This window comes from Allobosea sp. P1_B10, assembly GCF_056406735.1.
Window position 1 is genome coordinate 1 of sequence record NZ_JBFTZP010000028.1, and the last position, 11,711, is coordinate 11,711.

Genomic DNA, 11,711 nt, shown 5'->3' on the forward strand with positions numbered 1-11,711 from the left:
GGGGTAAAGGCGGTATTGGCCGATCGGCCCTTGCGATCGACGGCCGCCGCCGCGAGCGCGCGCTGGACCGCATCGAATATGTCCAGCGTCACAATCGGCTCATGTGCTCCGCGATGCGACACGCCGCGCCAGACGATCTCACCCAGATAGAAGCGGTTCTTGAGCAGGTGGGCGAGCATGCCGACCCGGAAGCTGCAGCCCAACCTGGTGCGGATGCCCTCACGGTCCAACGTCTCGGCGACCGCGCCGACCGAGCCGAGATCGAGATAGAGCTTGAAGATGCGACGCACTAGCGCAGCATCCTGCTCGACGGTGATGAGCTGCTTCTTCTCGCTGCGATAGCCGAGGGGGATGGGACCACCGACCCAGAGACCTTTGGTCTTAGAGGCAGCGATCTTGTCGCGGACGCGTTCACCGATGACCTCACGCTCAAACTGGGCGAATGACAGCAAGACATTCAAAGTCAGCCTGCCCATGCTCGTTGTTGTGTTGAACGACTGCGTCACCGAGACGAACGAAACGCCGTGCTCATCAAACAGCTCGACGAGCTTGGCAAAGTCGGCGAGCGAGCGGGTGAGACGGTCGACCTTGTAGACGACGATGATGTCGATGCGTTTCGCTCGAACCGCATCGAGTAATTGCTGCAGGGCAGGGCGTTCCAAAGAGGCGCCAGACAAGCCGCCATCATCGAAGCGATCGCCAATCAGGTTCCAGCCCTCATGGGCCTGGCTCTTGATATAGGCCTCGCAGGCTTCGCGCTGCGCATCGAGCGAGTTGAAGGCGAGGTCGAGATTATGCTCGGTCGATTTGCGGGTGTAAATCGCGCAACGCTGCGGCTTGGTCGTGGGAGGCGTGATCATGGCGACACCCTGACGGGCGGGCGTTGCCGGAGACCAAAGAAGCGCGGGCCGTTCCAGGTCGTGCCGGTAATGCGCTTGGCCAAGGTTGAGAGGCTGCGATGGGTCTCACCGTTCCAAAGGAAGCCATCGGGAACGATCACGACCTCATGGCTAACTCCATCATGCTCGCGCACCAGCACGGATCCTGTCTTGATCCGTCGACGGGTCTCCTGACCCCGCGCCAGCTTTGCCAGGTGGCGTGCCAGTTCGGCGTTGAGTTTGCCGAGTTGCTGCTCTTGCATGCGATGAGCAACCAGGCGCGCGACCATCTCGCGCGAGAGGCCAGCGGGAGCTGAAGTGCGGTAGAGTTTGCGGAAGCGGCCGCGCAGCTCATCGAACCCCAGCGTGGAGAGGCTCGTCAACTCGTCGGTCAGTCCCGACACCGCAGGCTTGGCCATTCTGGGCTGCGTGGTCGGGCTCATTGGGCCTGCCCCGCAGCGATACGGTAGACTGAAATCCTCGCGCCATCTGCGGCAACGCCCATTTCTATCGCGATGACAAAGCCGCGCTTTCGCAAGCCGGTGAGAGCTGCTCGTACGGTATGAGGCTGCCAGTTCGTTACTGAAACGAGTTTAGTCAGGCTGGCGCCTTCCGTTGCCTCAAGCAGACCGAGCACGATGCCAAGTTTGCTGCTCGGACGCGGGGCTGAAATCGCGCTTGTGGCGACGGCCACCGGAGGTAGGGATGCGATTGGCGCGGTCTTGCTGGTTCGACGAAACATGATGATCTCCTCGGGGCAGACGGGGTCATCCCGTCACCACCGCGACCCCGCCGCGGCGCCAGGCCGGCAGGGTTGCCTCAGAAGATCGGCGCGTCTCGTCGCGTCGCCACGGACACCAATGCTTGCTGTGCGAACGAAGTCCAGTCGATCGAGCGGCCACGAAAAACACAGGCTGTCTGATCTGACATTGATCCTGAAGTCCGCTCATACTTCCGCAGCTGGCCCCTAGCTGACCTTTGGAACGTCTGCTTCCCGGCAGCCCGCTGACGCCAAAAGGTCAAGCAGCCGGAGGTGGCCGGTTGCCGACTCTTGGAACGTCTGCTTTTCGACAGTTGGGAGTGGGAGTGGGAGTGGGAGTGGGAGTTAGAGCTGGAGTTGCCCCGGTTTTGTGGAGATCCTTGAAGTCATTTTCTGGAGTGTCCGATGCCGCGTTTTAGAGGTGCCTATCCGCCGGAGTTCCGGCGACAAGATGGTAGAGTTGGGTCCGATCCGGACGAACGCCTGACGAGCTTGCCCGGGATTTGACCGACCGCGCAGTCGATCGCCAACTCGGTTGGTCAGGCCGAGCGCGACGCCGGCAAGCGCAGCGATGGCCCGACCAGCGCAGAGCGTGAAGAACTGATCCGTCTTCGCCGTGAGAGCCATCGATTGCGCCAGGAGCGCGATATCCTGTCAAAGGCGGCGGCCTGGTTCGCGCGGGAGAGCAAGGCGAACCCGAACGGGTTTTCCAGTTCATGAGCGCGCATCAGGCCGTCTTTCCGATCAAGACCATGGCCCGTGTCTTCAAGGGCCCCGCGTCAGGCTATTATGACTGGCGCGGCAGGCCCGCGTCGCTGCGGGCGTGTCAGCTCTTGCTTGGTCACGCCAAGCTTAAGAGCACAGTCCGATATCTTGGTCTCGAGGTCGACGATGCGTTGCTCATCTTCGAGCAGACGGATCTATGACGAACGCGGCACCGCGGTCCGCGCAGCCGGAATTTCGACACCGTCGGGGAGACTAAACTGCGCAGACGACGGGCCGGCATGCGATGCTTCGTTACGTCGGCCCAAGCAGGAAGCGCTGCGCCAAAACTCGATAACCCATGGCTATAGGGCGCGGTTTTATTGGAACTCGACGTAGAGGGAACTGGCTCCTAGCCTCGGCTGGCGTTTTCGTCGAGGGGACCATGAAAAAGCTTTCTATCGTATCTGCGTTTGCCATGCTGATCGGCTGCGGCCTCGCCGCGACGGACTCCGTCGCCCAGCAGAATCTCATTCGTATCAGCACCAGCGGCGCGGACGTCTCCACCATGGACCCGCACCGTGCCACCTCCACCACGGACAAGCCGCTGATGGGCTGGCTGTTCAGCGGCCTCGTGCGCTTCCCACCCGGCAGCGCCGACCCCAGCAAGCTCGAGCCGGATCTGGCCGAGAAGTGGGAGACCAGCCCCGACGGCAAGGTCTGGACCTTCCATCTGCGCAAGGGCGTGAAGTTCCACGGAAACTGGGGCGAGGTCACGGCCGATGACGTGGTCTACTCCCTGCGGCGCGCCGCTAGCAGCAAGAGTTCTTCCTTTGCCGCCAACTATGCTGGCGTCGAATCGATCGAGAAGGTCGACGACCATACTGTCCGCATCACACTGAAATATCCGGATGCAAATTTCCTGGGTAATGTCGCTAATTATCACGGTGGCAACATCGTCAGCAAACGCGCCGCCGAGGAACTGCAAGAGAAATTCTCGAGCAATCCGGTCGGCACGGGGCCCTTCAAGCTCGAGGAGCACCTGACCCAGCAACATGTGAAGCTCGCGCCCCACAAGGACTATTTCCGCGGTACGCCCAAGCTCGATGGCATCCTCTATCGCCTGATCCCGTCAGACAGCGCGCGCGATCTCGCCTTCACCTCCGGCGAACTCGACATCGTCGCCGGCAAGCGCGAGCAGCGCTGGGTCAATGCCGCCCGCAAGCGCGGCAACATGATCGTCGACATCCTGCGCCCGGGCGAGTTCCGCACGCTGCACCTGAACCGCACGATCGCGCCGCTGGACGACGTTCGCGTCCGCAAGGCGATCGAACTCGCCATCGATACCGACGCCTTCACCAAGTTCTTCGGCGCGGATGTGGCGCCCAAGGGCTGCTCGGTCGTCCCGAACGGCTATTTCGGCGAGGACTGCGCGACCCGCTCCGTGACGTTCGATCTGGCCAAGGCGAAGGCGCTGCTGGCGGAAGCCGGCCATGCCGCGGGCTTCACGCTTAAGGTCGTCTCCGCCAACAGCGCCTCGCAGCTCGCGATCATGGAGATCATCCAGGCGCAGCTGTCGCGCGCAGGTATCAAGATCGACCTGCAGGTCGTCGACAATGCCACCTATCACAGCCTCATCCGCAAGAATACGAGCGCGATGGTGATGTATGGCGCGGCGCGCTTCCCGCTGGCGGACACCTATCTGTCGGAGTTCTACCATTCCGACGCGATCCCGGGTAAGCCGACCGGCGTGACCAACTTCTCGCACTGCTCCGTTGCTGACGAGGAAATCACGGTGGCGCGCCTGGCGCCGAGCCAGGACGCCCAGAAGAAGCTCTGGAGCACCGCGCAGAAGAAGATCCACGACGACGTCTGCGCCGTCCCGCTGTTTGAGCTGCTGCTGACCTGGGGCCGCAGCCCGCGCGTCGACTATGGCTACGAGCTCAAGGGTGCGATGAACCTCGCCCCGCCCATCACGGAGCTGACGACGCTCAAGTAAGAGCGCCGATCTCCGAGGAGACCCGCTTCGCCACACAGCGGGTCTCCTCGACGAACTGGTCGATGATCTTCTGGTTGCGGCTGTCGCGCAGCCAGCAGAGCTCGTAGGCCATCTTGATCGATGGCTCGAAGCGCCGGATTGCGATCTCCGGACCGACGCCCCGCAGGTTCAGCGGGTGTACGATCGAGATGCCGGTCCCCGCCGCGACGAACTGGTTGAGCGTGCTCGCCAGATTGACCGACAGGACCACATTCTGCGTCACGCCATACCTGTCCAGCGTCCGCGTGACCGAATCCGCGGTCAGGTTCTCGCGCCCGTAGGAGACGAAGGGCACGCCGTCGATATCGTGCGGCTCCACGACATCGCGCGCCGCAAGCGGGTGGTCTGCCGGCATGATGCAGACGAGCGGCTCTTCGAGGATGACCTCCGTCGCGACGAATGACGTGTCGATCGGCCAGTTGACGATCGCAACATCGAGGCGGCGCGCATGCAGCCATTCGCCCAGCCATGCCGAGGTGCGTGCGAAGATCGTGCAATAGACCTCGGGGCTCGCCTTCAAGAAGGTCGTCGTCACGTCCTGGATGAAGCAGCTGCCGATGGTGGGCATGACACCGATGGTGAGGCTGCCCTGTTCCTGGCGGCGAATGGCGTCGGCTGCGTTCTCCAGTTGCCGCAGGCCGGAGAAGATCCGGTCCACCTCCTCATAGAAGCGCATGCCGCGCTCGGTCGGCACGAGCCGGCCCTTCACCCGCTCGAACAGTTCGAGCTTCAGATCCGCCTCCAGGTTGCCGATGAGCTTGCTGACGGCGGGCTGCGAAATGAAGAGCAGCTGGGCGGCGCGGCGCACGGTGCCGTTCTCGATGACCGACTTGAACGCCTCGACCTGGCGAAGATTGAGCAGTCGCCTCATCCGATAACCTTTTGGCACACGCCTCGCGGGATTTGGAATTCGACGCTATAGGGTCGCGATGTTACCGTTTCAATACAAAGTTCAACCGGTCGCCACGGATTGAGCCGCAAAGCAGATCAGGGCATGATTTCGCAAGGTTCTCGGAGAATCCTGCAAATCGTCACCCGCCTCGCAAAGCATATCCTGGTATATGCTTGATCTAAGAGCGATCTGCCCGCGGCTGAATCTGGCGTCTCTTCTGGGACATCTAGATGCGTATCGCGATCGCTGGCGCTGGCGCCGTTGCTTACGGCGCCGCCGCCTTCCTCATCCAGAACGGCCACGCGGCCACGCTGTGGTCGCCCTCGGGGCGCCGCACTCAGGAACTGGCCTCGGGCGCCCCGCTCACGGCGACGGGCGTCGTTGCGGGCGAGTTCGCTCCCACCATCGCGCATTCGGCCGAGGCGCTCGTTGCTGGCGCCGATGCCATCGTCGTCGCCCTGCCGGCCTATGGCCAGAAGGCGGTGATGGATGCGATCGCGCCGCACATTTCGGCGAACCAGATCGTCATCGTCAGCTCGCAGATCTCGCTCAGTGCGCTCTATATCGCCAAGCTTCTCGCGCAACGCGGTGTCGCGGCGCCCGTCGTCGCCTGGAGCGTACCGCTGGTCACCGGACGGCAGAATGGCGCAACGGCCGTCAATGTCTCAGCGGTGAAGAAGACGATCGACATGGCCTCCGTCCCGGCCTCCCGGAACGCCGAGGCGCTGGCGCGTTGCGAGGCGATCTTCGGTCCGCGCTTTGCCTTGCAGGACGATCTGCTGGTGATCACGCTGGGCAATCTCAATCCGCAGAACCACATGGGCGTGTCCCTGTGCAACTTCACGCGCATCGAGAAGGGCGAGGTCTGGGGGCAGCACGAGCACATCACCGACAGCGTCGGCCGGCTCTGCGAGGGGCTCGACGGCGAGCGCCTCGAGATCGCGCAACGGTTTGGCTACGCGCTGAAGACGGTGCGGGATCATTATCATGCGTCCTATGGCGTCCCAAACGGCCCCGTCGGCGAGATGGCGCTGGCCCGGCACAACCAGGGCGGCGCGCCCAAGGGCCCGACGAATGTCGCAACGCGCTATGTCACCGAGGACGTGCCTTTCGGCTTGCTGACAACGGTTCTGCTCGGCAGGATCACCGGAGCGCCGGCTGCGATCCACGATGCCGGCATCACGGTTTTCGCGGCGCTCTACGGTCGCGACTTCCGGGCCGAGAACGATATCCTCGCCGCGCTCGATCTCGGCGGCATGACGCCCGCAGCACTGCAGACGCTGGTGCGCGAAGGCTGGCAGGGGAGCGCCGCCTAAGTGGCTGACTGCTCGCGCAACGAGGCGCCGGGCCGGGCATCCGGCCGGCAGCCCTTCCTGACCCAGTCTCTGGCTGCCTTCGTCGTGGGGACGCGGACTTCGGACATTCCTGAGGAAGCGCTGCGCCGCGCCCGGATGGTCGTGCCGGACGTGATCGCCTGTGCGGCGGTGGGAGCCGAGACCGAGATCGGCCGGATCGGCCGCGCCTTGGGCCGTCGTCTCTGGGGCGCGGGCGCGAGCGCAGTCTGGCAGCATGGGGCCAATGCGTCGGTCACCGCAGCCATCTTCGCCAATGCGAGTACAGCCACAGCGCTCGATCTCGATGACGGGCACCGCCTTGCCTGCGGCCACCCGGCCGCGGGCATCGTGCCGCTCGCGCTCGCCCTCGGCGAACGGGAAGGCACGCCCGGCACAGACCTGCTGGCGGCCATCGCGGTCGGCTACGAGATCGCGGTGCGCGTCTCGGCCTCGCGCGATATCCCCGCTCTCGACACATCCGCCAGCGGGCGCTGGATGGCCTATGCCTGCGCAGCGACCGCTGCACGCCTGCTGCGTCTGGATGAGGACACGACCTGCCACGCGCTGTCCATCGCCGGCGCGCTCGGCCCCAACCTGCTCGCCAATGGCTGGAGCAAGGAAAAGGGCAACACGATCAAGGAAGGCATTCCCTTTGCCGCAGTGACCGGACTGATGGCAGCGGAAATGGCGGCCGAAGGCGCGACCGGGCCGCGCGACGCGCTCGACAATCCAAAACTCTTCGACCGCGACGTGATCCTGCCGCGGGAGCCCATCGAATGGCAGATCACGCGCAACTACTTCAAGTTCTACTCCGCCTGCCGCCACATCCACCCGGCGATCGACATGGCGCTGGCACTTCGCGACGAGGGCCTGCAACCGGGCGAGATCACGGCGATCGAGATCGCGACCTATCGCCGGGGCCTCTCGCTCAACAACTATCCGGCGCCGCCGAACGCGATCTCCGCGCAATACAGCTTTCCCTATTGCGTCGCGCTCGCCCTGGTCGCGGGCCGCGAGGCCGTTGCGGTCATCGACGACACCTTCCTAGGCGATGCAGCGGTCATCTCGCTGGCCCGCCTCGTCACGCTGAGCCAAGATCCCGGGCTGGAAGCTGCGTTTCCGGCCAGTACCGGCGCCGTCCTGCGCGTCCGCTGCGGCGATCGCGTCATCGAACGTCGCTCTGAACATTGCAGCGGCGACTGGCAGATGGGGGATTGTTCGGCGCTCCTTCGCCAGAAATTCCTCGATCTCACCCGCGCATCCATCTCCGAGCAGCGCCAGAACGCGACACTGGAGGCCATCGAGGCGCTCGCCGGCGCCGCGCCCTCGCGACTTTCCCATCTCCTGTCGGCTCCCGACAAGGCGACCGCATAGCCCGATCAGATGCGCAGACTGCCTGCGGAGGCTCCGTTGCAAGAACTAGACGTCATCATCGTCGGAGGCGGCCTCCTGGGCGCCGCTGTTGGCTATGGCCTCGCGAAAGCCGGCCAGAAGGTCGTAATCTTGGATGGAGACGACACCGATTTCCGCGCCTCGCGAGCCAATTTCGGCCTGATCCGTACATCCGGCAAAGGGGCCAGCTGCCCCGAATACCAGAACATCACCCGCCGGGCGGCCGACAGCTGGGTCGAATTCGCGCGCGAACTGCGCGACGTCGCGAAGACCGATGTCGAGCTCGAGCTGGATGGAGGGCTCTACCTTTGCTCCAGCGCCAGCAACAGCAACCAGCTCTTCTACAACGCGCCGGGCTCGCTGGAATCGCGGCGCGAGATGCTGCAGGCGCTGCACCTCCAGTCCGGCGAGCCCGAGCCGGATTTCGAGATGCTGGAGCGCCAGGACCTCCAGAAGCTGATGCCGCGCGCCCAGCTCGGCGCCGACATCAGCGGGGCGAGCTTCTGCCGGCGGGACGGCCATGTGAATCCGCTCAAGCTGCTGCTGGCGCTGCATACCGGCTTCCAAAGCCATGGCGGCACGCTGCTGCCCGGTCATCGCGTCACCGGTATCCGAAACGAGGCCGGCATTCATCTCGTCACGAGCGGCGACGCCAGCTTCCGCGCGCCGAAGATCGTGGTCACCTGCGGCGCCGAATCCCTCGACCTCGCGAGGCAGATCGGGATCGAGGCCAGCCTCGTAGCCGAGCGCGGGCAGATCCTCGTCACGGAACGCTGCGAGCGCATCTTCCCCTATATGATGAACGGCCTGCGCCAGACCGTCGACGGCACGGTGATGATCGGCGCGACAGCCGAGAAGGTCGGGCTCGACCGCAGCACCAACGTCTCGGCGGCCGTCTCGCTCGCGAGGAAGACCGTGAAGCTCTTCCCGCAATTGCAGGGCCTGAAGCTCGTCCGGCACTGGTCGGGCATCCGCACGAAGCTCGAGCGCGGACACCCGGTCTATGGGTCGTCCCAGACCGTGAATGGTGCCTGGGCCTTCATCTGCCATGGCGCGGTCGGCATGGCCCCGGTGCACGCCACGCTGCTGCCGGAGTGGATCATCTCCGGCGAGCGCCCGGCCATCCTGCAGCCTTTCCACGGCCGACAGGTCGCTGCCGCCGCAGCCTGACCACCGTGCAGAGATCCGGCCGCCCCCTTCCACCAGAGACGTTTTGATGTTCCGAAAGCTGCATGATCCCGGGCCGTCTGCCGTGACGATCCTGATTGACGGGAAGGCCGTGACGGCCGAGCCCGGCGAGAACCTCGCTGCCGTGCTGCTGCGCCAGCCCGAGGGCTGGAACCGCACCTCGACGGTGACGCAGTCGCCGCGCGCGCCCTATTGCATGATGGGTGTCTGCTTCGAATGCCTGGCCGAGGTCGACGGCGTCGGCTCGGTGCAGACCTGCCTGACCACGGTGCGCGATGGCATGAAGGTGTCGCGTCAGCTCGGACGCAGGGTGTTGTCGGCATGAGCGCGATCGATCTCCTCATCGTCGGCGCCGGCCCTGCCGGCATGGCAGCGGCGGTCGCCGCACGGCGGCACGGCCTCGATGTCCTCGTCGTCGACGACCAGCCGGCGCCGGGCGGCCAGATCTGGCGCTCGGTCGAGACCGTTGCCGCAAGCCCCCGCGGGCAGCGGCTGGGCGAATCCTATCTCGCGGGTGCCTCGCGTGCAGCGGCTTTCCGCGCCTGTGGGGCGACCTATGAGGCTGGCGCGCAGCTCTGGCAGATCGAGCCGGGTTTTCGCGCGTTCGTCACCAGTAGCGGCAAGGCCCGCACCGTTTCGGCGAAGGCCGTAATCCTGGCGACCGGCGCGCAGGAGCGGCCTGTTCCGTTCCCTGGCTGGACGCTGCCGGGCGTGCTGACCGTGGGTGCAGGCCAGATCCTGCTCAAGACGGCCGATCAGGTGCCGGAAAAGCCGGTCTGGATCGCGGGCAGCGGGCCGCTGCCGCTGCTCTACATGACGCAGCTTCTGGCGGCTGGCGGCCAGATCGCGGGTTTCCTCGAAACGACGCCGCCCGGCCGCATGGGCAAGGCGCTGCGGCATCTGCCCGCCGCACTCGGCAAGGCCGGCGACCTGTTCAAGGGCCTGGCCTGGCAGCTTGCGCTGAAGCGTGCCGGCGTGAAGACGGTCAAGCATGTCGCCGAGATCAAGGCGAGAGGCGAGGGCAGGCTCCAGACCCTGCGCTATCGTTCCCAGGGCGGCAGCTGGCACGAGACGCCGGCCGAGGTATTGCTGGTGCATGAAGGGCTTGTGCCCTCTATCCATTCGCCGCACGCCATGGGCTGCGAGCTCGAATGGCGGCAGGACCAGCGATGCTATGCGCCGGCTCTCGACGGCTGGGGCGAGAGCTCGCAGCCCGGATTGTTCGTCGCGGGCGACGGGGCGGGCATCGCCGGCGCCATCGCCGCCGAGCAGCGCGGGACGCTCGCGGGGCTCGCGGTCGCGGCCCGGCTGGGCAAGGTCTCGGCCGTGATCGCCGAAAGCGAGGCCGCACCCGCGCGCAAGCTGCTCGGACGCGAACTCGCCTTCCGCCCCTTCCTCGACGCGCTCTACGCCCCGCGCGCGCAGGTCTTCGCGCCGCCGGACGAGACCATCGTCTGCCGCTGCGAGGAGGTGACCGCCGGCACGCTGCGCGAGCGCGCGCAGGTCGGACGGCCCGGCCCCAACCAGGTCAAGGCATTCACACGCGCCGGCATGGGCCCCTGCCAAGGCCGCCAGTGCGGCTACACGGTCATGCATGTGCTCGCCGGCGCGCAAGGCCGCCCGCCCGAGGATCTCGGCTTCTACCGTATCCGGGCGCCGCTGAAGCCCGTCACGCTCGGCGAACTGGCCGCCCTCGACCAGACGGACAGCGCCGCATGAGCGTCTGCAGCGTCCGCGGCTCCGCCGCTACCCGGCATCACCGACCCGCCCCAACAGTGAGGGTTACCATGCGAATGAACCAGAGCGGTGCCGGCCCGGCACGGCTCGCGGCCAACGGGCCTGCAAATGCAGCCGCAGATCGGAGACGCGCCGCATGATCGCCTACACATTAAGACGCCTCCTGCTGGCGATGCCGACGCTGCTGGTGATGCTGACCGCGATTTTCGTGCTGGTCAGGCTCGTCCCCGGCGATGCGGCCTCGGTGATCCTGGGCGATCAGGCGAGCACCGAGGCGCTGGCAGCGCTGCGCACCAAGCTCGGTCTCGACCAGCCCTTCTACGTCCAGTACCTCGCCTTCCTCGGCGACGTCTTCACCGGCAATCTCGGCACCTCGATGAGCACCGGGCGCACAGTCATCCACGAGGTGATGACGGTGCTGCCCTCGACGATCGAGCTGACCCTGGCTGCGATCGTGATCGGGCTGATCTTCGGCCTGCCGCTGGGCGTTGCAGCCGCGCTGACCCGCAATGGCTGGCTCGACTATGTCTCGCGCGTCGTCTCGCTGGTGGGCCTGTCGTTTCCCGCTTTCGTCTCCGGCATCCTGATGCTGATCGTGTTCTCGATCCAGCTCGGCTGGTTTCCGGTGCTGGGCGGCGCTGCGAGCGGCACCGACTTCGCCGATCGCATGCGCCAGCTCGCGCTGCCCGCGCTGAACCTCGGCATCATCATGATGGCCTATGTGATGCGCGTGACGCGCGCCGCGATGCTCGGCGTGCTGACCGAGGACTATATCCGCACCGCCCGCGCC

At 65.6% G+C, this 11,711-nt stretch carries 11 protein-coding genes and 1 pseudogene; 8 read left to right on the forward strand and 4 right to left on the reverse strand.

All coding sequences use genetic code 11. The features are described from left to right. From AC1D2L_RS25370 to AC1D2L_RS25380, 3 genes are all read right to left on the reverse strand, one after another. Nucleotides 1–860, reverse strand: an 860-nt coding sequence (locus AC1D2L_RS25370) for a recombinase family protein (protein ID WP_476848674.1), incomplete at its 3' end; no start/stop codon positions are given. After that, nucleotides 857–1,297 (reverse strand): DUF2924 domain-containing protein, encoded by a 441-nt coding sequence (locus tag AC1D2L_RS25375; protein WP_476848675.1) that lies wholly within the window; start codon nt 1,295–1,297, stop codon nt 857–859. The genes AC1D2L_RS25370 and AC1D2L_RS25375, both read right to left, overlap by 4 nt. A 20-nt stretch (nt 1,298–1,317) precedes the next feature. After that, on the reverse strand, nt 1,318–1,620 hold the full coding sequence (locus AC1D2L_RS25380; protein ID WP_476848676.1) for a DUF3489 domain-containing protein: 303 nt from the start codon (nt 1,618–1,620) through the stop codon (nt 1,318–1,320). Between the two features lie 821 nt (nt 1,621–2,441). Between AC1D2L_RS25380 and AC1D2L_RS25385 the strand changes: the two are divergent. Further along, nucleotides 2,442–2,564, forward strand: a pseudogene (locus AC1D2L_RS25385) (integrase); the annotation flags it as partial. Between the two features lie 221 nt (nt 2,565–2,785). Continuing rightward, on the forward strand, nt 2,786–4,339 hold the full coding sequence (locus AC1D2L_RS25390; protein WP_476848677.1) for an ABC transporter substrate-binding protein: 1,554 nt from the start codon (nt 2,786–2,788) through the stop codon (nt 4,337–4,339). Here the strand turns inward: AC1D2L_RS25390 and AC1D2L_RS25395 are convergent. Further along, nucleotides 4,332–5,249 (reverse strand): LysR substrate-binding domain-containing protein, encoded by a 918-nt coding sequence (locus AC1D2L_RS25395; RefSeq protein ID WP_476848678.1) that lies wholly within the window; start codon nt 5,247–5,249, stop codon nt 4,332–4,334. The genes AC1D2L_RS25390 and AC1D2L_RS25395 overlap by 8 nt on opposite strands. Before the next feature lie 251 nt (nt 5,250–5,500). On the opposite strand from AC1D2L_RS25395, the gene AC1D2L_RS25400 reads away from it, so the two are divergent. From AC1D2L_RS25400 to AC1D2L_RS25425, 6 genes are all read left to right on the forward strand, one after another. Then, nucleotides 5,501–6,586: an NAD/NADP octopine/nopaline dehydrogenase family protein gene (locus tag AC1D2L_RS25400; protein WP_476848679.1), complete on the forward strand. Its 1,086-nt coding sequence runs from the start codon at nt 5,501–5,503 to the stop codon at nt 6,584–6,586. Beyond that, a complete protein-coding gene (locus AC1D2L_RS25405; RefSeq protein WP_476848680.1) occupies nt 6,587–7,978 on the forward strand; it encodes an MmgE/PrpD family protein in 1,392 nt (463 codons plus the stop codon). Nucleotides 7,979–8,014: 36 nt separating this feature from the next. Next, nucleotides 8,015–9,166: an NAD(P)/FAD-dependent oxidoreductase gene (locus AC1D2L_RS25410; protein WP_476848681.1), complete on the forward strand. Its 1,152-nt coding sequence runs from the start codon at nt 8,015–8,017 to the stop codon at nt 9,164–9,166. Between the two features lie 46 nt (nt 9,167–9,212). Continuing rightward, nucleotides 9,213–9,509, forward strand: coding sequence for a (2Fe-2S)-binding protein (locus AC1D2L_RS25415; protein WP_476848682.1), 297 nt, complete (start codon nt 9,213–9,215; stop codon nt 9,507–9,509). Next, a complete protein-coding gene (locus tag AC1D2L_RS25420) occupies nt 9,506–10,903 on the forward strand; it encodes an FAD-dependent oxidoreductase (RefSeq protein ID WP_476848683.1) in 1,398 nt (465 codons plus the stop codon). The genes AC1D2L_RS25415 and AC1D2L_RS25420 overlap by 4 nt, the downstream gene beginning before the upstream one ends. A gap of 154 nt (nt 10,904–11,057) precedes the next feature. After that, a partial coding sequence (locus AC1D2L_RS25425) for an ABC transporter permease (protein ID WP_476848684.1) occupies nt 11,058–11,711 on the forward strand: 654 nt, incomplete at its 3' end.